This window comes from Flavicella sp. IMCC45668 (genome assembly GCF_057219105.1).
Map to the genome: position 1 here is coordinate 469,674 of NZ_CM170114.1, position 23,800 is coordinate 493,473.

A 23,800-nucleotide genomic window follows, 5' to 3' on the forward strand; every position below is an offset into this window, starting at 1 on the left:
TTTTAGACTTCTCGTTCTAAGGTGAAAATAGTTATTTCAGGTTTTACATTAAATCGAATTTGCCATAAATGACCTAGTGCTCTATTGATATACAGTGTTTTCCCATTTTCTAAATTGATTTTACCAGCGGAGTATTTTTTGTTTTTTACGGGGAGCATTGGTGCGGGTAAGAAGGGAGGTTTTACTTGACCTCCATGAGTGTGCCCAGCTAAAATCCAACCTTGATAGTTTTCCCAAATATCTTCGTCACAAACATCAGGGTTGTGACATAGTACCAAATTGGCTTTTGAAGAATCTAAGGTAGGTAGTACTTTTTCAGGATGAAAATTTGTTCCCCAGTAGTCATCTATTCCTGCGATGGTCAAACCATTTAATTCTATTTTTTCGTTTCGTAAAACTTTAATGTTTTCTTTGTCAAGAGTATCAACAATATTATCAGCAACATCAACTTCTATCCAGTCTTTTCCGTAATCATGGTTTCCTAATACACCTACTGAACCCATTTTTCCATGCACTGCATGATCCATTACTTTTTTGAATAAGTTTAGTTGCTCTGTGTCTTCATAATGGACAAAATCTCCTGTATAGACAACAAAATCTGGATCGTACTTTTTCGCTTTTTCAAATGATTCAATTAGGTAGTTTGGATCAAAACGATTGCCTACATGAATATCACTAATTTGCATTAGTTTTTTACCTATTAAATGCTTGGGTAAATTTTTAACAGGCATTTTTTCTTCCACAAACTCTAACCAAAAAGGTTCTATTTTGATGCTATAGAGTGCGGTTGAAACAATTGCTCCTAAGGAAGCAATAATACTTTTTTTTATGAATTTTCTGCGTTTCAAATCATTAGATATTCAATAATAAATTTAGATAACTTTTTTTTCTAAAGCAATATAATGAGTTGTTCTGTTTGTATAAAGAGGGAAAATCTTCACTTCACACTCATAGGCTGTTTTATCTTTTTTATGATTGATGATTGTGTGTGTAAATGGTTTGTTTGTCTTTATTTTATCTCTAAAAGTAATTTTTGAATCAAGCAAGGTTTCAGGGCCTTGTAAAAAAGAAGGCTTTTTATTTAAAGCAAAATTTTTAGGAAAACCAGTCATTTGAGTGAATCCCTGATTGACCCATAAAATTTCTTGTTCACTATTAGTAATCACTAGAGCTTCAAAATCATTGGAGTCAAAAATTTTATTAATATCATTTTTCCAACCATGTTTTTCAGCCAATTCTTTTACAATTTTTATGTCAAAATCTGATTTTAGTTTTTTCCTTTTTTCAGAAAAAGAATCATAAAAAATATCCCAACTTGCTAAAGGAGTTCGTGAAGTATCTGTAAATGAAATTTTATCTTTTACTTTATCAAATTTTTTTGTGTCTAATTCAGAAACAAAAAGATCCAAGCATTTCATTTGAGTTAATTTATTTTCCATAGTCGCATTTTTATAATTTTTTAGCAATTACAAAGTTATCTTTTCATTTTTTGTTTTTCTTTATTTTTCACAAAAATTAATTTGTGCTTACTTTTAGCGTTTTCGCGCTGTTCTAATTCAAAGTTACCAATAGATTTTATTAATGGTGTAAGTTTATCAAACCCGTAATTTCTAGAATCAAAATTTGGTTGTTTTTTCTGAAGCAAACTACCTACATCACCTAAAAACGCCCACCCATCATCATCAGATAAAGTGGCGATGGTATTAGAAATTAGTTTTATTTCTTTTCTAGTGATGGTATCTACTACAGGTTTATCAGATTCGATAGCATTATTGCTTTTCTTCTCTGGTTGTTTCTTTAAAATTTCAATATATATAAAACGATCGCATGCAACAATAAATGGGTTTGGAGTTTTCTTTTCTCCAATTCCAATAACTTGCATACCGGCTTCTCTAAGTCTGGTTGCTAACCTTGTAAAGTCGCTATCACTTGACACCAGACAAAAACCATTTACTTTACCACTATAGAGGATATCCATAGCATCAATAATCATTGCAGAGTCAGTGGCGTTTTTACCCGTGGTATATCCATATTGTTGAATAGGCGTAATGGCGTTTTCTAATAATAAATTTTTCCATTTACTAAGGTTGGGCTTGGTCCAGTCACCATAAATTCTTTTGATCGTTGGATTCCCGTAATTGGCAATTTCTTCCATCATTTCTTTTACATAGGCCGAGGGAATATTGTCACCATCAATCAATACAGCTAAATTTATATTCGCTTTCATAGAGGTTATTTCTTTTTGTAAGATTTATAAAGGTACAGTAGAGTTGGGATTAGAAATAGTGAAATTGTTAAAGGAAAAAACCAGGTTCCAAGGCTATCAGTCGTTCCGTAAATATTTTCAATGGTTCTATAAAATAATAAGCCAAATACAATTAATGCGATTAACTTTAGAATTCTAATTAGTCTAATCGCGTATCTGTACTGAATTTCTGCGTTTTCTTTAGTGATTTGTACAATAAAGTTAAGTTTGTGTGGGAATTTGGTTAAAATCGTCATCCCAATATATAGTAAGGTAAGCACACCTTGAATATTGATAATGTTGCTCTTAGACCCAAAACTGTCGGCTTGTCCTTTAGCATCAAAATGTGTAGGGATTGTTTCAGGTAGTTCAGAATAATTGATGAAAATCATGGCCCATATTGCAACTATAGATACCCAACCGAGGCTTTCTAAAAAGAGGTCAAAACCATCTAGTTTTAATTTGATAAAAGGTCTGTTGTTCATTTGTAATCGGTATAAAAAATAATTTTGAAAACCTTAATCAAGATACTACTTTTTTAACTTGTGTACAGGTGAAATATTGTTAAAAAGGAACTAAACGTTTTTTTACATAATTAGGTTTTTAAGTGATCTGGTCGGTTGTTCCAAATGGTTAAAAATTGTCCAGTGGCCATTTTGGTGGCTGACTGTTTTGCTTTATTTGCCAATTCGCCTTCAAATAAATGATCAATAGTTTCAAACCATAATTCAAGCCATCTATCAAAATGACTAGGAGTGATGGTGTGATTCATGTGGGCATCTACATTGGCATGTTTTTGAGAAGGACTACCTTTAAATTTAGGAATTCCGAAAAGATTTGTTTCCCAAAAATCTGTCAATTTTTCTAAATGTATTGGCCATTCATTTGCTTCAATATGATTATTGAAAATAGGACCTAAAGTTGTGTCATTTCTTATTTTGTCATAAAAAGTATGCACCAGTATTGAAATGTCTTTTCTTGATTCAATTAAATTCATGTAAAAATAAGACTGTTTTAAAATACTGTATAAAGGTAGTCAAATTCAATGGTAACTGCTTGTTAAAATAATTTATTGCTCCAAAAATTGTACTTGAGGATGCTTAAATCCAAATCCGAAGGGTGCTTTAAGATCTCCCTTGTCGTATAAATTAATGAATATGGAAATTGTGTCTTTTGAGTTTTCCCAAGTCACCCGATAATTATCTAAAATAGCCATTCCGTTAAACCCATTTTTACTTTTGATGGGACAACAACTTCCAGCTCTGTAATAAGAAATCATTTCACCGTTAGGTCCCGTTAAAAGGTTGAGGTACCTTCTCTCGTTATATGCACCAGATTCAAAACCTCCACCAACTTCAACTGGATTTTTAGGTGTTAATCCATACGATTTATTTTTAGAAATTTCGGTAATAGAAAAGCTTTCCATTAATTGATCGTTATGAGAAGCTGCTTTTTTTGATGTAGTGCATGAGAATAATGCAAATACAGAGATGGTGCATAAAGTCTTTTTCATAGGATAGTTTTTTGTTTATTGGTTTCAAAAACTATTCCATAAAAAAAATATTTACAAGAAAGGTTAAAAAGTTAAACGAAATTCAATCTAGATAATATGCTTGATACTCTTTTGGAAGTGCTTCAATAATTCTAATTTGAATATTTTTAAAATATACTTCAGCTGCTTCTGATTGAATTTGAATTTTCCCTTTATTCATTGGGTACTTTGTACCTTCTTTAACATATCTGGAGTTTTTTAAAACCATAACAACTTTACCATTTACAATATGGAGACTTTTATTTTCAAAACATATAAGTTCAACGCTTGTCCATTCCCCCATAGGATTTTCATGATTAGAACTACGCATACAATAACCAAATAAATCTTCTCCTTCACCAAAAGGTATAAAGGGTTGGGAAACATCAGCACTTGCACTCATTGCTGATTCTGGTGGGTATGCTCTGATATCAATGGCAGAATTAGCTTGTGCCCAGAAGTCACCAAAATGACCTTCCATAATTTGAAATTCCTGAGATAGCATCCAGGATCTCCAAAACTCAGCACCATTTGGGCCGATGGAGTGATAGAGAATACCTGAATCTTTTAATTTGTTTTTTCTAGGAGAATACTTTTGTGTTCCCCATTTTACATCTAATCTTAGATGATAATTTTCAAACTCCTTTTTGGTGGAAATACAACCATATATCTCACCACTTACTTTTAGTATTTGTTCTCCATTTATTTTGGTTACTTTAAATACCTCAAGACTGTCATTATTGATACCAATGGGTTCAATAAGAATTCCGTTTTTGTTTTTAGGTTGCTCTCCGGAGTAGTTTTCTTTGTGTTGATAGCTTAAATAATTATTCCATTGTGATAGATTTTCATCTATTAAGTTGTGCCATTCTTGTTTTTTTGTAGTGCAAGAGAGTAATATAAATGTGGTGACAAAATAAATTAGAAATTTCATTAGAATGGAATTAATAAATGGGTTAGTAGGAGGAAAGTTAGAGAATAAATTTTCAATATTTTGTTTTTGTAGATAACCGAAAAAGGAATGTCTAGTTTTGAGAAGGATAATTTTTATAGATTGCTGTTTTCGGAAGTTTGGTTGTTATTTTGTCTAGTTAATTTTTAGTTTTTATGAGAATATAATTGTCCTTAAAACCCTAATTTTAAAAGGATTTATAAATAATAATAAAATGTATAAAGCTTTGCAAAATCAATTTCAGAAATATTCTTTAAAATTAACTTGTCTAATGTTATTGTTTCTGCTTGGTGGTCAGGTGTTGAAAGCTCAAAAAAATCAATTGAATGAATCATCTAATACTAAAGAAGTGGCCAGAGTTACCGGATTAAGATATGTCAGTATTCATGTTTTAGAATTAGAGAAAACACTTTTTTTGTATAGAGAAATTTTAGGTTTTAAACTTTCTGACGCAGAAATCTTACATGGAGAAGGAATTGAAGGGATGTTAGTATTAAAGTTAAAAGCAAACGAATTGGAAATTGGTTTGTCTGTAACTGCTCCGGAGTTTAAACACACTATTGGTCCAATAGGAAATACAAACCACAACCATATTATGTTAAAGGTAAATGATATTAAGGTAATAGGTGATAAATTAAAAAAAGCAGGGTATGCCTTGGAGAATGAGAATTATGTGAAAGATAAATATACCTTTTTTGTAGGGCCGAATGGTGAGATTATTGGTCTTTCGTCTTGGTAGTTTTCAAGAAAACTCTGCTCCGCAACTGTTGCATTTATTTATGGTTTTTAAATAAATAGGAAAGACCATAAAAAGAAATGACAAAATGATTGCAAATATTCCTTTGGTATTCTTGATAGATTTGAAGTTATAATTGATGTCTTGAGATTTACAAACAGAACAACTAATTATTTGATTTTGTTCATCTGTTAATTTCAGACCATCCATTTCGTCTGAAATCTCTTTAGCTGTATGCCATTGACTTTCATCAATTTTTAATTTGATACCACCGATGGTTACATTGTATAAAGGATTTAATGAAATTAAATTTTCATCAAAAATAAAAACTTGAATACCTTGATTCTCTAATTTAGTTTTTAGGAGATGGGCTTCAAATGAAGTGTCAAAAGTTTTTAAGGTAACTAATCCCATAGGTAATAATTTATCTACAACTGTTTTATCTAGTGGTGTTTTTATTTAATTTCTAGTGGTTTTGTAGTGATGCTTTAAACAAAACCACTAGAAAATAAGATTTAATTAATAGGTTCAAATGGAGGTTGTTTCCATATTCCATTCCGAATGGCAGCATTAGGGCCATAGGTTCTTAATACAGCCCAAAAAGGACCATCAGGAGCCGGAAGCCAGTTACTTTCTTTTGATTTTCCGGGTGATTTTTTTGAGAGATATATTGTAATGGAACCATCTTTGTTTTTCTTTAATCCTTCAGTACTTGAGCCAATAGAATATCTTTTTATAGGGTTTGCAACAAGCCATCTTTGAGGAAGCGTATACATAGTGTAAGACCAAAAGTATTTTACCGGAGGCAATTGTCCTGCCTTAAAGGTTACCTTGTAGTCATGTTTGCTCCCATCGGTTTGATTTCCGTGGATGTCATTTACTTCAGTTAAATATACAGATTGATTTGTAACATTACCAAAAATCCCAACAAAAACGCCAAGGGCTCTATTGGTGTAATCTGTACCAATTTCTTTTCTATTATTATAGAATTTAGCAGGGATAAATAATTCTTCTGATAATTTTTTAAGTTCAGCTCTAGCCTCTGCAATACCTGATTTTATTGCTTTTGCTGTTTGAGAATCTAAATTACTAGAACTCCAATTGCCTCCTTTTATAATGCCAATAGACTCTAAAAGTTTGTACGCTTCTTTGTCTTTATTGTTTGTAGATACAAACTGTAAAATGAATTGAACATAGTCGAAATATTTTAGAGTTGTTTCATCACCTTCTGTCCATGTTGGCCATGCAATGGATGGCGCTTTAGCTGGTGCAGGATGGTTTAAAAAACTACTTAGCGGTTGAAGGTGATATTCTTTTTGAATATTTTTTACATTTTGCAAATCTTTTGTACCACCAATTAGTTGCGTACGTGTAAGACTTCCTAAGAATTCACTTTCTCCTTTGATAACACGATTAATTCCTTCCGGAATGCTACCATTCCAATCAGGAGCAGTTAATAAAAATGTAGTTCCATTGTTTCCGTCATTTACGGACCCTGCATTGTCAAGTACATAACCCCACAGGTCGTCCCATTGACTTGTGTAAAACCTATTTTTCTCTATTTTAGGCAAAGTCAAAACCCATGGTTCAGCCCTTAAATCTAACCATGCATATGAATAAGGTGTGTCATTGTTTGGGGTAACAATATCTGTATCGGCAGGAGACGAAGTGCCAAAATGTAACCACTGCCCAAAAGATCCACTTGCAATTGCCTGAGCATGCATGGTACGATAATTCATTACCAAGGGATAAGAAAAAATGTAAGCTTCTTTGGTTATTTTTTTTAATTGCTCTGCGGTAAGCTGGGGTTCTGATGTTTTCTTATTTGAGTTTTTCTTACAACTAACAGCAAATAGACTTGTCATTATGATTAGGTAAATAAAGTTACGTTTCATAGTTGGTTTTTATTAATAGAAAGGTAGAATATTTAAATAAATTTGTTCTAGGGTTATATCAGAATTTTATAACTTATTTTGTCGTTTATGGTTGCTGAAATTACAATTCAATAATTTTTTTATGTGAATTTTTGACGATAATCACTGCGTTTTTAATCATGAGTAGCTACTTATTATCGTTCAAAATCTATTTCTAAATCGTTATAATGTGGATTGTTATTCATGTCAAAAGCATTTCCATAAATTTCTACACCTTTGAAATCAGAAGATATCCTAGCGTTTTTATTGTCAACAGATTTTATTTTATATGGAAATTTATAGACAGTCTTAAAACGCAGCATATTTGCCATTGGACTGTCTTTTGTTAAAGTTGTATCACGGTTTTTCTCATTTTCCAAGATAGCTTCTTGACTAATTTTTGTCGAAAAATGATTTTTATTGAAAACAGTAATATAATCTTGGTTGAAATCTAGTATTTTTTCAGATTGTTTTGACTTACCAGATTTACCACCAAGAAAATCTAAATCTTTGAGGTCTTGGTCTTTTAACTTTTGCCCAAATTGCTGTAAATCTTTGATGTTTTTGAAAGAATAGTCTATTTTGAACTCATAGCGATCAGAAATCGTATCCATTTTAATAGCGAAACTGAAATTTTCTAAATTTTGCAGTTTTTTTCTTTCTTCTTTGCTAAGTTTAGAGATGCTATCTTTTTTTTCTTTTAGCATCTGTGAAAAATCAATCACAGTATCTATTTGTTTTTTCATGGTGTTTTTTTGAGAATTCATTCCCATTTTTACCATTTCAGACATATCAAACCCTAAGCTGTAGGTACCACTACCATTGCGGTTGAATTCGGTTTCTTGTACTATTTCACAAGAGCTAAATAAATTTAGAAAGAAGATTAAAACAATACTGTAATAAATTTTCATAAGTACTTTTTTGATAAAAATACTCATAAATATTTTTATATCATTTACCTACAAATATTAATACAGAGGTTAAAATCTATTTATGCGTTTTTAGCGAGAATATAGGGGACTTTTATTTTTCAAGTTGAATTAATTTTTCTTGGTAGTTTTTTATTCTTCCGTGTGCGGTACCATCAACTAATAAAATAACAACTAACATGGCAATTGTTGTAATGCAAATAGCTCTCCAAGTAGGACTCGGTAAAAATAGAATACCTAAGGATGCTAAAATTATAATTATTGGAATTCCTTTAAAAACGACATTTTGATATTCCTTTAATGTTGCTTCTGTACGACTCATTTCCGATTCATAAAACGCAATTGCATCCATGTGATAGGCTTTTTCAAATTGGTGTACTCTTGACTTGTTGGTAAAAAATAACCCGAGTCCAATAGTCATAAGTAAAACACCTGCCACTAAGGTTGGAATAATATATGCTTTAGCGATATCTGTTTTTCCAAGTTGCCAAAAACCAATACTAGCAAGTAAAAATAATATGGCGAAAATGATAAAAAATCGTGTTGAAAAGACCTCTGATTTAGCCCATTCGATTGCTAATTTTAAAAGTTCCATAGTTAATTCATTTTATATTTTTGTCTAAATTCTGTAGGGCTGATGCCTTCTTTTTTTCTGAATAACCTTGAAAAATAAGGAGGATATTCAAAGCCTAATTCATAAGCAACTTCAGCAATACTCTTGTTGGGGGTTAATAAAATATTTTTTGCTTCATTGATTAATTGCAATTGCAAATGTTCGGTACTACTTTTACCTGTTTCTTTTTTTAGTGTATCACTTAAATATCTTTGAGAGACCCCAATTTGAGTGGCAATTTTTTCTATACTAGGAATTCCATTTTTTTGTAACTGTCCGGATTCAAAATAATTATTCATATGTTGATTAAAACTTTCTAAAAGTGAATTTGATAGTTCTTTTCTGTTTAGAAATTGCCTTTCATAGAAACGATTTGCATATTTTAAAAGTGTAGATAATTGAGAAATAATAATCTCTTTGCTAAACGCATCTTGATTGTTTTGGTATTCAATTTTTATATTTTCTACAATAGATTCTAGTTGTATTTCTTCCTTAGGTGATAAGTGTAAAGACTCATTAACAGTGTATGAAAAAAAGCCGTATTTTTTTATTTCTTGATCCAGTTCGGTACCTTTTAAAAAATCTTCATGAAAATTAATAGAAAAGCCTTTCTGATCGTAAACAACACTTTCATCCCATTGTAATATTTGCCTTGGTGCAATAAAAATCAATGCACCATTGGAAAAATCATACCGTGTTCTGCCATAATTAAGATCTCCTTGAATTATTTTTTTCAAACTAATCGAATAACAGTCGTTTGTAATAGGGGGAGAGCTTTTTATAGGGCAAGGTAAAAAGCCTTCTCCTTTTTCAGAAAAAACACTTAGCATAGGATGTTCCGGTCTAGGAAGGCCTAAATAATCAATATAGGAAACTAATGTTTTAAAGTGTTGCATCATACAAATTTAAAAATTCCATTGAATACCAGTTTCTTTTTCTGAAAGTTCCCATAATTTTTTTGCAACAAAACTATCTTTAGCATGAGGTTCTAATGTATGAGCACCTACGGGACCTGTCCAATAATTTCTACCGGTTGGGCCATAAAATTCGTTTTGATCTAAATTAGGCTCGGTAGCACACATTAATTGTGGGTATGCGCCTTTTTCAGCGGATTGTGTTAAAGGAGAAAGTTTCATTAAATTGAAAATAAACTTCATCATAAAACTACCACTTGAATTTATCAAGTTTGTTCTTGAGGAACCAGGATGACAAGCATAGGCTTTTACATTTGTGTTATGGACTTCTTTTAGTTTGTTTTGAAGTTCATAGATTGTCATAATCTGAGCAAGTTTACTTTGGCTGTAAGCATTATTTGGAGTATAATCTTTGTCCCAATTTAGATCATCAAATTTAATGGTCTTAAGGCCCATGTTATATCCTAGACTTCCAACAGTAACAATCCTTCCTTTTGATTTTTCTATCAGTGGAAAAAGTAATGCTTGTAGTGAAAAGTTGCCAAAGAAGTTTGTTCCCATTTGACTTTCCCAACCATCAACTGTTAACTTTTTAGTTGGTACTTGCGCTATTGCTGCATTACAAATTAAAGCGTCAATTTTTGGAATGGTTTTGATGATTTCGGCAGCAGCCTCCTTTACTGAAGTTTGTACTGATAAATCCATTTTAAGAGATACAACATCAATTTGGTCACCAAGTTCCTGTTCGATGATTTTTATAGAGTGCTCTGCTTTCTGTGTGTTTCGATTAAGCATAACCACTTTGGCACCTTTTGAAAGCAAGATTTTTGCCGCTTCAAATCCAGTTCCACTTGTTGTGCCCGTAATTATATATGTTTTTCCATTTAAATTACTTATTCTGTCGGGCGTCCAACCTTTTTTACCGTATTTATTTGTATTCATAATAGCACATTTTTAAACGATTAATAATGATACAAAGATAATAGCGATTACCTTTTACTGAGTTATACATATTTTCATATGTCGTATACTTTTTGGAATATTTAACTAGTTTTTAGTTTTTTAGTCACTACAAAATGCTCTATGTATCATGTATTATTCCTAACCTTCAGCCGCTTTTTTTTCTACAAGTTCATCAGTAAATCTGGTTCGTGAGATCAAATGTTCATGAAATCCAGGAGTGACTTTTTTAGTAATCCAAACAGTCAGTTTATGTCCCATGATTTTAATAATACTTGCACTAAGAACAAAGTTTTTGCTAGTGGATCAAAAATTACGCGTTTATCTGCTTTAGTTAGGTTTTCAATTATGCGTTGTTTTGTAACGCCTTGTGCTATAACGTCTCTTTTGAAAATAAACTAGCCATCTCTAACATTTATGAATTAAAATTTATTAAACTTAATGCAAATAACCAGTCTGAATTATTTAGGAAAAAAAAAGAATTGGTAATTGACGTTTTTATTGAGTTAATGTAACTTTAATTAATGCAACATGCTAATTCAGATAAACGCGTAAATTCAAAAATGTATTCTATGGGTTATATTCCTTAAAAACAGTGTTGTAGTTGTCTTTGTTTACTGTTTTTCCAGTTTCTAGGTAATATTTTAAACCAAAAAGATGTTGTTTCAAACCTTTTCCTAATTGCCCTTTCATTAAGGAAATCATGAAACTAGGAGAAGAGGTGACTGATGAAGTCATGGTGATCAGGGTTTTATTTTCTTCAATGGTTGTTAATTCATAAACTGCCGACATATCTTTTAAGAAAGGAAGGTTGTGTTTATCGGCAACAACTTTGAATCTTTTTTTTCGATCAACTTCTGTAATGGTTTCCTCCAAGTATAGCTTCTCGTTAAAAGTTACATGTCTGGGGCAATTTAAATCCCCCTTAGAAAAATGTTCTAAATATTTAGAACTTGTCATGTTTGGATTATGGGTATGAATGTTGCCGTATTGCTCAAATAGTACCTCCCAAACTCTATCTGCTGATACATTTACTGTTTCTTGAAATTTTGATGTGCTCATTTTGTTTTAGTTTTAAACAAAAGTAATGGTCGAGTATGATAAGGGTGTGTCAGGGGTATTGTGTTTTTTTGACCAAGTTGGGTAAGTTTTAAATTATGCTACCAGCTTATTAGACAATCGTTAGTTGTTTTTAAAAAACGAAATGATTTCTAAAACTGTTTGTTTGGCTGTTTTACCAACACCATATATGGTTGCAGACGCGAATCCATTCCAATTTCCATAGCCAACTAACCAAAGTGTAGGTTCATCAATAGCACGACAAGTATTGGTTTTAATCTTGTTGTTTTCTATAATGTTTAAGTTTTCTAAATGCTTTAGATTAGGGCTAAAACCTGTACACCAAATAAGCATGTCAAACTTTTCTTTTGTGCCGTTACTCCAAATGACACCTTGATCATAAAAAGATTTGAAAGGTCTATGATCTTTGTAGATACCTTTATCTAATCCTTCTTTTACACTTTCTACTTGAACTATGTTGTTTAAAGAAATTTTTTCTTTGGTATTGGCTGTTTCTTTTTTTAGATAACTGTTATTTACTTGTATAAATAGATAGCGACCATCAATATCTTCTGGTAAAAACACAGGGGTGTCAATTGTAACCCAGGTAGTTTGATTGGTTTTTGAAACTTCTGCTAGAATTTGTGATCCTGAGTTTCCGGCTCCAATCAGAAGAATTTTTTTATCATTAATATCATTGGTGTTTTTGTAATTTATAGAATGAATTTGTTTTCCTTGAAATAAGTGAGCATTGGGGTATTGGGGGATAAAAGGGGATAGGTAGGTTCCGGTAGCACTCACCAAAGTTTTGCATAAAAAGTTCCCTTGGTTCGTTTCTAATTGGAAAATAGCACTGTTTTTAGAAACCTTAATTACGTTGCAATTACGTTTTATAGGGAAATTATAGCGCTTTTCATAGGCCTCTAAATAGTTTAGGAATTCCGTTTTTGTAGGATACTCATTTTCGGATTCAGGCATTTGCCAGCCGGATAAAGAGCTGTACTGCGATGGAGAAAATAATTTCAAACTATCCCAAGTATGTAACCAAGCACCTCCAGCTTTTGATTGGTTGTCTAAGATTAAAAAATTTAAATTGGTTTTTCGCAGATAATATGCTACCGATAGTCCCGCTTGTCCACCACCAATAATAATTGTGTCATAAATTTCTAATTCCGAAGTATCAACCATAAGTTCTTGAATTATAAAATCAAGAAGTTATGATTTTTTTTCGAATAGGGATAAATGAATTTCCTCACCAATATGGGTTTCTAGACTTTTGAAATTTTCAATTAGTAGGAACCCATTTTTTTCAAAAGAATCTATGTAGTTATGATTTAAAAGCCAAGGTGGACCATTTTCGTAATTTCTTTTGGAAGTCTGAACTTCTGTAATGACCATTAATCTACCCTTTGGCTTTACAAAATCAGATATGTTATTAATTAAAACAGCCTCATATTTAGGAGGAAGTGCTTGAATAGTGAAAATCTCCAAAACAAAATCATACTTTTCTTTCCATTCTGGTACCCCTGCAAGTAGGTCACTTTTTAGAAATTTCACCTTGGTGGCAGGAAATCGTTTTTTACATATCTCTATGGCACTTTCAGAAACATCGAAAGCAGTTACCTTATAGCCATTTCTCTCAAGTTCAATAGCATCATCACCTAATCCGCAGCCAATAACTAAAGCTGTCTTGTTATTCTGTATTGGAATCTTGTTCTGTATCCAGTTTTGGAATAGAGGATGTGCTTGCATATTGGCCCAAGGCACACCCTGACCAGAATCATTGGAATCAGCATATAAATTTTCAAACCAATCGTTGGGTTTGTCTTCTTGAATACCTAGTTTTTTTCTGAATTCATGATTCATATGGTGATTGTTTATTGCGTCAAAGGAATTTCTAAATTCGCTAAAAACGTTTTATACAAAATTGAATTTTAGGTATACTCGTAAAAGCTATAGCATTCCAATGGTGCTTCTTGACGAACTTCTTATCTTTTCTATACCAATGATAATATTGTAATTCCTATACTCTCCAATTCTGGGGTCGTATAATTCTTGTTGCTTGTAAGTAATCGATACGGCTTTACTTTTCATTGTCTTATAATCTGTAAATAAGTCAATTTTACTTTCAACATAGTAAAGCCAAATAAATTTTTTAGTTTTACCAGTCCCATCCTTAAGGAGGAAGGTTACAAATTGATTTTCTTCAATGTCTACAATCTTTCCTTGTATTTTTAGGGATACTTCTTCTAGTATAGGATCTTCATTTCTTTTAGCAATTTCCATCATGGTATTTGGACAAGATCCAATCATTTGCATTCCGATAAGTTCTCCCAACTGTTCCGCTTGTCCGTCAATATGATTGAAATCAATATTGAAATCTTTTTTGAGTTTCTTTTTATAGGGTTTTGCTGAAGCTATCATACAAATACCAAGTTGCATATTGTAATTATCATTGCTTAAAGAATCAGGGATTTTACTGGCACACAGACAAGTTTTATCCGCAATTTTTTTTACGTAGTCTTGACAGATTCCGCCAAAACTAACAGAAATGAGTAGTATGATTAAAAGGTACTTTTTTTTCATAGCGATTTTGTTTTTTATTTAGGAGTCCGATTCTTGAGCACGTTCTAAAAGCGTATTCGGTAGCGCTTTTTTAGCTTTAGCACCTAATTTTTTAATTTTTTCAACGCTAGTGATAAGGTTTCCACGACCGTTAACAAGTTTATTCATGGCACCTTCGTATTCGGTTTTTGTGTCTTTAAGTTTGTTTCCTACTTTTATTAAATCTTGTAGCAATCCTTCAAATTTATCATATAAGGCACCAGCTTGTCTTGCTATTTCAATAGCGTTTTTTTGTTGCTTTTCATTTTGCCACATACTATCGATAGTTCTAAGGGTAGCTAATAATGTTGAAGGGGTAACAATCACAATATTTTTTACAAAGGCTTTGTTGTATAGTTCATGATCTGCTTCAAGTGCAACGGCAAACGCAGGTTCTATTGGGATAAATAATAACACAAAGTCTGGAGATTCAATTTGGTGTAAATCTTCGTATTTTTTTGCACTTAACTGGTCCACATGTCTTTTTAAAGAATTTACATGTTCTTTGATAAAAGTAATCCTTTCGTTTTCGGTTTCAGCATTCACATACTGTTCGTATGCAGTTAAGGATACTTTTGAATCCACTACCATTTTTCTGTTGTCGGGTAGGTTGATAATTACATCAGGCCTTAATCTTGTTTTTCCTTCTTCCTCTGTAGCAAAACTTTTTTCCAAATCATATTCTCTTCCTTTTTCAAGTCCAGATTTTTCTAAGACTCTTTCAAGAATTAATTCACCCCAATTCCCTTGAGTTTTGCTATCACCTTTTAAGGCTTTTGTTAGATTAATAGCCTCTTGACTCATTTTTAAGTTAAGTTTCTCTAGGCCTTCTATTTGTTGTTTTAAAGCAGAATTTCTAACGATGCTTTCTTTATTGGTGTCTTCTACCTTTTTTTCAAAAGTTTGAATTTTTTCTTTTAACGGGTTCAGTATTTCTCCAATACTTTCCTTGTTTTGTTCTTTGAATTTTATAGATTTTTCGTCTAAGATTTTGTTTGCTAGGTTTTCAAATTCTTTTGTGAATTTTTCTTGAAGTTGTTCAACTTCTTGCTTGTTTTCTTTTAGCTTTTCTTGTGTGTTTTTTAGTTCCGCTTCTAGTTTGGTATGTTCAATAGACAGGGTATTGTTTTTTTGTCGTAATTCCTCTAGCTCGTTATCCTTTGCAGTCCTAAGTTGTTCTATGTTTTTGGCAGCTTCAAATTTAATTGTTTCCGTTGTTTTTTCTGATTTAGAGATGGTTTCAATCAAATTATTCTTTTCTGTTTCAGAAGAAATTTTCTGTTGTTCTAATTGTTGGTTTAATAAATTAATTTTTTCATCAGAGACAATGGTTTCTTTGTCAGATTTTAGCTTAGAAATTTTTTGTCCGATTAGGTAGCCAACAAAACTTGCAACAAGAATAATTACAAGTAGAATTAAAGGGTTTTGCATTGAATAAATATTTTATAAAGATGGAATCTTCAACAAATTTACACAATAATTAAAATGAAAGAAGAGATAAAACTGTGAAAAAAATAAATGTTATAAACAATAAGATTATTGCTATTTAATTTCAAATACCTTTCCACTTTCGGCTAAAGATACCTTAGGGAATATGCTTTTTGCTTCCTCTTTAAAAAGATTCAAATCATCATAACGAGAAGAGTAGTGCCCTAAGATTAATTGACCAACATTTGCTTGCTGTGCTATTGAGGCTGCTTCTTTAGCTGTAGAATGTTTGGTTCTGTCAGTTAATTCCTTTTTGTCTTCTAAAAATGTAGCTTCATGATAGAGTAAGTCTACGTTTTTGATAATTGGAATAATGGGAGGGTGGTACTTAGTATCGCTGCAAAAAGCGTAAGACAGTGCTTTGTTAGGCGGGAAAGTTAATTTAGTATTGGCAATTGTACTTTTTCCATCTTCAGATGTAAAGTCTTTGCCTTTTTTTAAATTATGGTAATCGCAAATTTCTATCTCTGGATTTGCTTGGATGGCGTCCATGTTAAGTTTGCGTTCCCCTGTTTTTTCTTGAAATAAAAAGCCATTGGTATATACCCTATGTTTTAGAGGAATGGTAAAAACTTTTACTTTTCTATCTTCAAAAATAAGTTCACTTTCAAGACTCTCCAATTCATGAAAAAATAGTTTGTATTTGGTCCATGATTTGGCTAATTTAATTTGAAGTGTAATTACCTCCTTAATTCCTTTTGGTCCGTAAATATGCAAATCATTTTCTCGATTGTGTAATCCAAAAGTAGATATCAAACCAATCAAACCATAGAAATGATCTCCATGGAGGTGAGAAATAAATATATGTTTTATTTTAGAAAAGGCAACTTTGTGTTTTCTTAATAACGTTTGGGTTCCTTCTCCGCAATCGATTAAAAAATTACGATCTTTAATTTCTAAAAATTGAGCAGTAGGAAAGGCGTTCTGTCTTGGAGAAGCAGAGTGACATCCTAAAATGGTTAATTTAATGCTCATTTTTGAAAATAATTAAAGTCCTAAATCGCGTTCAATAGCATCCATTTCCAAAGTATCCTCAGCTTCTATTAACGTAGGTACAACACTAAGTGTTTCGTCTTCTAAATCATCAATTTCAATTCCGGGAGCAATGATGATAAAAGAAGTTCCATTTTCTTTTTTATTCATGGATATTTCTGAAAAACTATCTATTTGTGCTGTTGTAATTTCAAAAGCATTTATAAAATTCAGGAATATATTTTCTTTAGAAAAATCATCAATTTGAAACGCTTCAGAAAAGGCTTCGAATGAAGATTCTGTAACTTGAATGAGGGTGTAATTATCTTTTTTTTCAATATTCATTTTCAAAAAATTTAAAAGTAAAACTATCTTTTAATTTGCTCAGCCAATAAATAAATACAGGCCATTCTAACCGCAACACCATTCTCAACCTGATCTAAAATAATAGATTGATCTGAATCGGCTACATCACTTGTAATTTCAACCCCTCTATTGATAGGTCCAGGGTGCATGATAACAATTTCTTTGTCAAGTGAATTAAGGATTTCTTTATTAATTCCAAATAACTGCGTGTATTCTCTTGTAGAAGGGAAATATTTGATATCCATTCTTTCGTGTTGTACTCTAAGCACGTTTGCTACATCACACCATTCTAAAGCTTTTCTAAGGTTTGTTTCTACTTTTACTCCTAAACTTTCAATATGCTTCGGAATCAAAGTTGTTGGACCACATACTTTAACCTCTGCACCTTGCAATTTCAAGGCAAAAATATTTGATAAAGCTACTCTTGAATGTAAAATATCTCCAATGATAACAACTTTTTTACCAGCCACGTCTCCTAATTTTTCTCGAATGGAATAAGAGTCCAATAAGGCTTGGGTTGGATGTTCGTGTGTACCGTCACCGGCATTGATTATTTTCGCATCTACATGTTCTGATAAAAATACTCCGGCTCCTACATTAGGGTGACGCATTACAACAATATCTACTTTCATAGAAAGAATATTGTTTACCGTATCAATTAAAGTTTCTCCTTTTTTAACAGATGATTGAGCGGCAGAAAAATTGATGACATCTGCAGAAAGTCTTTTTTCAGCTAATTCAAAAGAAAGTTTGGTTCTAGTACTGTTTTCAAAAAAGAGATTTGCAATGGTAATGTCTCTTAATGATGGAACCTTTTTTATAGGTCTGTTGATCACCTCTTTAAAGTGATCGGCAGTTTCAAAAATCAAATCCAAATCTTGTGGATTCAAATGTTTAATACCTAATAAATTATTAACACTTAATGATTTCATTCTTTAATTGTTCGTTGTTAAATATACTGCATCTTCCGTGTCATTCTCATTCCAATGAACAGATACTTTTTCGTTATTGATTACATCTACTTGTCTCCCTCTATAGTCAGGTTGTATAGGTAAATGTCTACTAAACCTTCTGTCAATCAATACTAAAAGTTCAATTTGTTCGGGTCTCCCGTACGATTGTAAGGCAGCTAATGAGGCATTGATACTTCTACCTGAATATAAAACATCATCAATAATCACTACTTTTTTACCTTCCACTAGAAAATCAATCTGAGTAGAATTTGCCTCAAGAGGTGCTTCTCTTCTTCTAAAATCATCTCTAAAAAAAGTAATATCTAATTTCCCTAAAGGAATTTCTTTAATTTGATATTCTTCTTTTAAAAGTTTCGCAAGTCTGTCTGCTAAAAAAGTACCCCTAGGTTGAAGTCCAAGTAAAACGGTGTTTGAAAAATCATCATGATTTTCGATTAACTGACAGGCTAATCTATGTAAAATGATTTCAATTTCTCTAGAGTTTAGTAATATTTTGTTGCCCATATAACTGAATAGAAAGCTTGTTTTTGTTACAACAAATATACTCAAACAAATATGTTTTATTAAGTTAATGAGAAATATTTTAAAGGCAATTTTTTATGTAAAATCTTCATTTCTTTTCATGTGATAATTAATTAATTACAAGTTGAATAAAAATATTTTGGTGCGTTTTTTGATCATTATACTGATAAGCAGAGAGCTAAAGAGCCTGTTTTGTTGATTAAATTGTTAAAAACAATTTCTTTTTTCCGTATATTAAGAAAAGAGAAATACTAATTTTAAACAAGTAGAGTTATTGTTTCACCTAAAAGCAAGAATATGTCTTTATCAAAATTTGAATCGATGTTGAAAACCAACAAAGTGTATTTTTTTGATTCGTCTGAATTCGAAGAAATTATTCATTACTATTTAGATAATGGGCGGCATTCTTTGGCAAAAAAAGCAGTTAAATTAGGGCTTGAACAACATCCTAGTTCTATTTTGTTGAAATTGTTAGAAGTAGAGCTATTTATCTTTGAAGAGCAATTTGATACGGCCGAAAAGCTTTTGAATGAATTAGAAGCAATAGAACCTACCAATGAGGAGGTGCATATTCAAAGGGCCGCTATTTTTTCTAAAATAGACAAACACAAAGAAGCGATTGATTCTCTAAAAATAGCCTTAGAATTTACAAATGATGTGGCAGATGTGTCTTCATTGTTGGCCATGGAGTATCTTTATTTAGATGACTTTGATCAAGCTAGATTGAATTTTGCAAAATGTTTAGAGGTTGATTTTGAAGATTATTCTTCATTATATAATATCATCTATTGTTTTGATATGGATGAAAAGCATCAGGAGGCCGTTGTTTATTTGAAGCAATATTTAGATATGAACCCCTACTGTGAAGTAGCTTGGCATCAATTAGGGAGGCAATATATGGTGTTAGAGAACCACGAAGAGGCTCTGAAAGCATTTGACTACGCTGTTTTAATTGATGAATCTTTTATTGGTGGCTATTTAGAGAAAGCGAAAACTTTGGAGATACTAGGGCGTTACGAGGAAGCTGTTGAAAATTATTCCATTTCTTTGGAGTTAGATGATCCAACTGCTTTTGTGTTTTTGCGTATGGGAGATTGTTTTAGAAATTTAAATCAATTGAAGAAGTCTGCAGAATTTTATAAAAAAGCAGTTAATGAAGATCCATTATTGGATAAAGCATGGATGTCTTTGACGGATGTATATTATTTATTAGAGGATTATTCAAAATCTTTATATTACATAAAAAAAGTACTTTCTATTGATGAGTTTAACGCTGTTTATTGGAGGAAATATGGGGAGATAAATATTAAATTAAGCTTTTTTGAAGAGGCAATAGTTGCGTTTAAACGCTGTCTGAGTTTGGATGATAAGTCTTTAGAGATTTGGTTGGCTCTTTCTGATGTTCAATATTATTTAGGAGATTATTCAGAATCTTTAAACACCTTGGTAAAAGCAAAAAAATATTTTAACGAAGCGGCTGAAATAGAGTTCAGGTTGTTTGGATTATTTCTACAGTTAGGAGATAAGGATGCTTCCTTTTTACACTTAAAAAACGGGTTAGCTATTGACTTTGAATTTCATGAAGTGATGAAAGAATTGTATCCTGGTTTTTTTAAAATAGAAGAAGTGAAGTCGATCATAGAAAATTTTAAAAAATAAAAGAGATATAAAAATTGTTCCAGATTTGGAACTTTTTTTATGCATTATTTGTAATAAAATACATTTTAGTATTAAAATAATTAGAGAAAAGCTTATTGAAAAAGAAATATGGAAAGAAGAGAGTTTGTTAAAAAGGGAAGTGCGTTATCTGCAGGTTTATTTTTAGGGGGATCTGCGATGGCTACAGGTTTGTCAAGTGATTTATTTAAAAGAAATATCAGGCTCGCGATTATTGGTTCCGGAAGTCGTGGAATAGGGTTATTGCCTGTTGTTAAATCTGTTCAGGGAATTGATGTTGTTGCACTTTGTGATGTGTTAGAGTTCCGTTTGGTGAATGGATTGGCTAAAACCGATGGTACTGTAAAAGGATATAAGGATTATCGAGAAATTTTAAAAAATAAAAAAATCGACGCTGTTTTAATCGCTACACCTTTTTATACACATGAAAAAATAGCGATGGATGTTATAGAGGCTGGTAAACATGTGTATTGTGAAAAGACTACTGTTAAAGGAATTAATGGAATCAAGTCTTTGGTCGAAAAAGTAGAAAACTCAAAGTTAATATTTCAAACTGGGCATCAATATCATAGTTCTAAATTGTATCAGAAAGTTGTAGAAATAATAAATTCTAAGGAAATCGGTGAAATTAGCTCTTTTGAATGTCAATGGTACAGAAAAGGCGATTGGAGACAACCTGTGCCGAAACCTTCATTGGAAAGATCCATCAATTGGAGGATGTATAGAGAGTACTCAGGTGGATTAACAGCGGAGTTAAGTTCTCATCAAATAGATTTTGTAAACTGGGTATTAGGAGAAAACCCGAAAAAAATTATGGGTACTGGGGGGATCGATTTTTATCAAGACGGAAGAGAGACTTATGACAACACTCATTTGTTGTTTGAATATCCAAGTGGAGTGAAAGCAAGTTTTAAATGTTTAACGGGTAATATACCAGGTGGCTATGAAATTAAGGTTATTGGAAGAAAAGGAGTAATTACAATTGGGCCGAATGCAGCTTGGATTAAATATTATTCTAAAGACCAAAAACCTTCAATAGGTTTGGTAGATGGAGTTTCTGGTGCCACTAAAACGAATAGTTATGGTTCTGATAAAGGAAAGAAAATAAACATATCTCATATGGAACCAACTAAACAAGCTTTGTTTGATTTTAAAGAAGCTATTGCAAACAAAACACAGCCGATTTCTAATATTTATACAGGTGGACATACTGCTATAGCTGTCCAGATGTCACTAGACGCTATGTATACCGGTGTTACTCAGTATTGGAAAGAGTCGTATGATCTAAAATAAAAATACCTGAAAAATTATATTTGAAAGGATAGAGGTAGGAATTATCTCTTTTATAAATGTTACATTTGTTAAAATAAAATTTACATATGGAAAGATCAATTAAAGGATATATAGTCTTATTTTTAAAAGGAATGGCTATGGGGGCTGCTGATGTAGTACCAGGAGTTTCAGGAGGTACTATTGCATTTATCTCAGGTATCTATGAAGAACTTTTAGGTAGTATTAGTAGCATCAATTTCAAAACAATTTCTATTTTAAAAAAGGATGGAATAAAAGCTGCATGGAATTCAATAAATGGTAACTTTTTAAGTGTGTTACTCTTCGGAATAGCAGCAAGTGTTATATCCTTAGCTAAAGGAATCTCTTACCTTTTAGAAACAGAGCCTATATTGCTTTGGTCGTTTTTCTTTGGTTTGGTTTTGGCTAGTGTAATTTTTATAGGAAAACAAATTACAAAATGGGATTTTAAAACGGTGTTACTTATGGTAATCGGTGCAGGGATTGCTTATTATATAACCATATTAGAGCCGTTGGTGTCAGATGAAGCCTCTTTGTTGTTTTATTTTATATCAGGAGCTTTGGCTATTTGTGCTATGATTCTACCTGGAATATCTGGGTCTTTTATTTTGGTTCTGCTAGGTTCTTATAAGATGATTTTAGAAGCGATTCATTCCAGAGATATACAATTAATAGCTACAGTTGGAGCCGGAGTTGTAGTCGGGTTATTGAGTTTTTCTAAAATTTTAAAATGGTTGTTTTCAAACTTTAAAAATTTGACTTTAGCTGGATTAACTGGGTTTATTATTGGTTCATTAAATAAAATTTGGCCTTGGAAAGAAACCCTAACATGGAGAACGAATTCTCATGGAGAGGAGGTTCCATTGCTTCAAAAAAGTATAAGTCCTTTTGATTACGAAGATAACCAACTGTTATTAGCAGTTGTTCTGGCCATTGTTGGATATGCAGTTATCTTATTTTTAGAAAAAGTACAAGCAGAGAAAAAATTAGATTAAAATGATGTGCTGATGTCAGAAAAACGAAGTTCAAAAGAGAAAGTATTTCTTTTCCTTAAAGGATTGGCAATGGGTTCTGCAAATAAAGTACCCGGTGTTTCAGGTGGTGCCGTAGCTTTTGTCCTTGGTTTTTATGAAGAAATGATTTACACCTTTAGAAAGGTAAACATAAAAGCCTTTAAATTATTGATTGCAGGAAGATTCAGTTCTTTGTTTCAGTATTTAAATATTTCTTTTCTTTTGTTGGTAATGGGAGGCAGTCTATTTAGTTATTTTTCTGTATCTATAGTGTTAGATTTTCTTTTAACACGTTATGAAACCTATGTGTGGAGTACTTTTTTTGGAATGATTTTGGGTTCTATTTATTATATAGGTAAAAACTATAAATATTGGAGTACAAAAAATTTAAGCTTTGTTTTATTGGGTATTTTGATTGGTGCAGCATTAAGTTATCTTCCTCCAGCAACGGAAAACAGTAACTTATGGTTTGTTTTCTTTTGTGGCGTTATTGGAGTTAGTGGTATGACAATCCCTGGTTTGTCTGGCTCTTTTATTTTGATGCTAATGGGAAATTATGTGTTGCTTTTGGTAGATAGTGTAAATGTAGTTTTTGAGGTAGCAAGTTCAGTTATTTTGGGACATTTTGAAGTATTGGACGTTGAAAAAAACATAAAATATATAAAGATTGCAATAACATTTTTCTTTGGGTCTTTTTTCGGTTTGATTACCTTATCTCATATTTTAGGATATGTTTTGAAGCGATGGAATCATATAGTAACGGCCTTGATTATTGGCTTTATTGTTGGTTCCTTAGGAATGGTATGGCCATGGAAAGAGAAGATTTTAGCAACAGAAAATGGTGTAGTTTTATTGGATAATGATGGAGTAGGAGTTGTTGAGAATTATAAGAGGTTTGTTCCCGATATGGGGATAGTTGAAAACTGGTATTCTGTACTTTTTATTTTATTTGGGGTAGGAGTTGTTTTAGCAATAGATTTTTATGAAAGAAAAAGAAAAGCCGTTACAAACTAAATTGTAA

27 protein-coding genes are annotated in these 23,800 nt (G+C 31.8%); 5 read left to right on the plus strand and 22 right to left on the minus strand.

From position 1 onward, the window contains the following. Positions 1-2 precede the first annotated feature (2 nt). The 7 genes from AC2DZ0_RS02170 to AC2DZ0_RS02200 form a co-directional block, all read right to left on the minus strand. A complete protein-coding gene (locus AC2DZ0_RS02170) occupies positions 3-848 on the minus strand; it encodes a metallophosphoesterase (RefSeq protein WP_484643384.1) in 846 nt (281 codons plus the stop codon). Between the two features lie 24 nt (positions 849-872). Continuing rightward, the gene (locus AC2DZ0_RS02175) at positions 873-1,439 is read right to left on the minus strand and encodes a PAS domain-containing protein (protein ID WP_484491394.1); all 567 of its coding nucleotides are present in this window, start codon (positions 1,437-1,439) and stop codon (positions 873-875) included. Between the two features lie 35 nt (positions 1,440-1,474). After that, positions 1,475-2,227, minus strand: a complete 753-nt coding sequence (locus tag AC2DZ0_RS02180; protein WP_484491395.1) for an NYN domain-containing protein — start codon at positions 2,225-2,227, stop codon at positions 1,475-1,477. A 5-nt stretch (positions 2,228-2,232) separates the two neighbouring features. Beyond that, positions 2,233-2,730, minus strand: coding sequence for a DUF1648 domain-containing protein (locus AC2DZ0_RS02185; protein WP_484643386.1), 498 nt, complete (start codon positions 2,728-2,730; stop codon positions 2,233-2,235). A 110-nt stretch (positions 2,731-2,840) separates the two neighbouring features. Further along, entirely contained in the window at positions 2,841-3,242 is a 402-nt protein-coding gene (locus AC2DZ0_RS02190) for a group III truncated hemoglobin (RefSeq protein WP_484491397.1), read from the minus strand. Positions 3,243-3,314: 72 nt separating this feature from the next. After that, positions 3,315-3,758, minus strand: coding sequence for a 2-dehydro-3-deoxyphosphooctonate aldolase (locus tag AC2DZ0_RS02195; RefSeq protein WP_484643387.1), 444 nt, complete (start codon positions 3,756-3,758; stop codon positions 3,315-3,317). A gap of 82 nt (positions 3,759-3,840) precedes the next feature. Then, positions 3,841-4,710, minus strand: a complete 870-nt coding sequence (locus tag AC2DZ0_RS02200) for a 3-keto-disaccharide hydrolase (RefSeq protein WP_484643388.1) — start codon at positions 4,708-4,710, stop codon at positions 3,841-3,843. Positions 4,711-4,942: 232 nt separating this feature from the next. On the opposite strand from AC2DZ0_RS02200, the gene AC2DZ0_RS02205 reads away from it, so the two are divergent. Beyond that, positions 4,943-5,467: a VOC family protein gene (locus tag AC2DZ0_RS02205; protein ID WP_484643389.1), complete on the plus strand. Its 525-nt coding sequence runs from the start codon at positions 4,943-4,945 to the stop codon at positions 5,465-5,467. 3 nt (positions 5,468-5,470) lie between these two features. Here the strand turns inward: AC2DZ0_RS02205 and AC2DZ0_RS02210 are convergent, their stop codons facing one another. The 15 genes from AC2DZ0_RS02210 to pyrR form a co-directional block, all read right to left on the minus strand. After that, a complete protein-coding gene (locus tag AC2DZ0_RS02210; RefSeq protein WP_484643391.1) occupies positions 5,471-5,878 on the minus strand; it encodes a putative signal transducing protein in 408 nt (135 codons plus the stop codon). 101 nt (positions 5,879-5,979) lie between these two features. After that, a complete protein-coding gene (locus AC2DZ0_RS02215; RefSeq protein ID WP_484643392.1) occupies positions 5,980-7,359 on the minus strand; it encodes a DUF1254 domain-containing protein in 1,380 nt (459 codons plus the stop codon). Between the two features lie 173 nt (positions 7,360-7,532). Further along, positions 7,533-8,288 carry a hypothetical protein gene (locus AC2DZ0_RS02220; protein ID WP_484643393.1) on the minus strand — a complete coding sequence of 252 codons (756 nt, stop codon included), beginning with the start codon at positions 8,286-8,288 and terminating at the stop codon, positions 7,533-7,535. Positions 8,289-8,400: 112 nt separating this feature from the next. Next, positions 8,401-8,901 carry a hypothetical protein gene (locus AC2DZ0_RS02225; RefSeq protein ID WP_484491404.1) on the minus strand — a complete coding sequence of 167 codons (501 nt, stop codon included), beginning with the start codon at positions 8,899-8,901 and terminating at the stop codon, positions 8,401-8,403. 2 nt (positions 8,902-8,903) lie between these two features. Beyond that, positions 8,904-9,656: a helix-turn-helix domain-containing protein gene (locus tag AC2DZ0_RS02230; RefSeq protein WP_484643394.1), complete on the minus strand. Its 753-nt coding sequence runs from the start codon at positions 9,654-9,656 to the stop codon at positions 8,904-8,906. A gap of 168 nt (positions 9,657-9,824) precedes the next feature. Then, on the minus strand, positions 9,825-10,775 hold the full coding sequence (locus tag AC2DZ0_RS02235; protein WP_484643396.1) for an SDR family oxidoreductase: 951 nt from the start codon (positions 10,773-10,775) through the stop codon (positions 9,825-9,827). Positions 10,776-11,363: 588 nt separating this feature from the next. After that, positions 11,364-11,855, minus strand: a complete 492-nt coding sequence (locus AC2DZ0_RS02240) for an SRPBCC family protein (protein ID WP_484643397.1) — start codon at positions 11,853-11,855, stop codon at positions 11,364-11,366. A 120-nt stretch (positions 11,856-11,975) separates the two neighbouring features. Beyond that, on the minus strand, positions 11,976-13,040 hold the full coding sequence (locus tag AC2DZ0_RS02245) for an ArsO family NAD(P)H-dependent flavin-containing monooxygenase (protein ID WP_484643398.1): 1,065 nt from the start codon (positions 13,038-13,040) through the stop codon (positions 11,976-11,978). Positions 13,041-13,067: 27 nt separating this feature from the next. Further along, a complete protein-coding gene (locus tag AC2DZ0_RS02250) occupies positions 13,068-13,718 on the minus strand; it encodes a class I SAM-dependent methyltransferase (RefSeq protein ID WP_484643399.1) in 651 nt (216 codons plus the stop codon). An 87-nt stretch (positions 13,719-13,805) separates the two neighbouring features. After that, complete coding sequence (locus AC2DZ0_RS02255; protein ID WP_484643401.1) at positions 13,806-14,438, minus strand: hypothetical protein; 633 nt, start codon at positions 14,436-14,438, stop codon at positions 13,806-13,808. Between the two features lie 18 nt (positions 14,439-14,456). Further along, the gene (locus tag AC2DZ0_RS02260) at positions 14,457-15,887 is read right to left on the minus strand and encodes a DNA recombination protein RmuC (RefSeq protein ID WP_484643402.1); all 1,431 of its coding nucleotides are present in this window, start codon (positions 15,885-15,887) and stop codon (positions 14,457-14,459) included. Between the two features lie 111 nt (positions 15,888-15,998). Beyond that, entirely contained in the window at positions 15,999-16,919 is a 921-nt protein-coding gene (locus AC2DZ0_RS02265; protein WP_484643404.1) for a ribonuclease Z, read from the minus strand. 12 nt (positions 16,920-16,931) lie between these two features. Next, entirely contained in the window at positions 16,932-17,261 is a 330-nt protein-coding gene (locus tag AC2DZ0_RS02270) for a hypothetical protein (RefSeq protein WP_484643405.1), read from the minus strand. 23 nt (positions 17,262-17,284) lie between these two features. Beyond that, positions 17,285-18,214: an aspartate carbamoyltransferase catalytic subunit gene (locus tag AC2DZ0_RS02275; RefSeq protein ID WP_300323737.1), complete on the minus strand. Its 930-nt coding sequence runs from the start codon at positions 18,212-18,214 to the stop codon at positions 17,285-17,287. Positions 18,215-18,217: 3 nt separating this feature from the next. Beyond that, positions 18,218-18,760 (minus strand): bifunctional pyr operon transcriptional regulator/uracil phosphoribosyltransferase PyrR, encoded by a 543-nt coding sequence (gene pyrR / locus AC2DZ0_RS02280; RefSeq protein WP_484644817.1) that lies wholly within the window; start codon positions 18,758-18,760, stop codon positions 18,218-18,220. 315 nt (positions 18,761-19,075) lie between these two features. Between pyrR and AC2DZ0_RS02285 the strand changes: the two genes are divergently transcribed. The 4 genes from AC2DZ0_RS02285 to AC2DZ0_RS02300 all read left to right on the plus strand — a co-directional run bounded on the left by AC2DZ0_RS02285 (position 19,076) and on the right by AC2DZ0_RS02300 (position 23,793). Next, positions 19,076-20,437 carry a tetratricopeptide repeat protein gene (locus AC2DZ0_RS02285; RefSeq protein WP_484643407.1) on the plus strand — a complete coding sequence of 454 codons (1,362 nt, stop codon included), beginning with the start codon at positions 19,076-19,078 and terminating at the stop codon, positions 20,435-20,437. Positions 20,438-20,545: 108 nt separating this feature from the next. Beyond that, entirely contained in the window at positions 20,546-21,748 is a 1,203-nt protein-coding gene (locus AC2DZ0_RS02290; protein ID WP_484643408.1) for a Gfo/Idh/MocA family protein, read from the plus strand. Between the two features lie 86 nt (positions 21,749-21,834). Then, complete coding sequence (locus tag AC2DZ0_RS02295) at positions 21,835-22,761, plus strand: polyprenyl-phosphate transporter (RefSeq protein ID WP_484643409.1); 927 nt, start codon at positions 21,835-21,837, stop codon at positions 22,759-22,761. Positions 22,762-22,773: 12 nt separating this feature from the next. Then, positions 22,774-23,793 carry a DUF368 domain-containing protein gene (locus AC2DZ0_RS02300; protein ID WP_484643411.1) on the plus strand — a complete coding sequence of 340 codons (1,020 nt, stop codon included), beginning with the start codon at positions 22,774-22,776 and terminating at the stop codon, positions 23,791-23,793. The last annotated feature ends 7 nt before the right edge of the window (positions 23,794-23,800 follow it).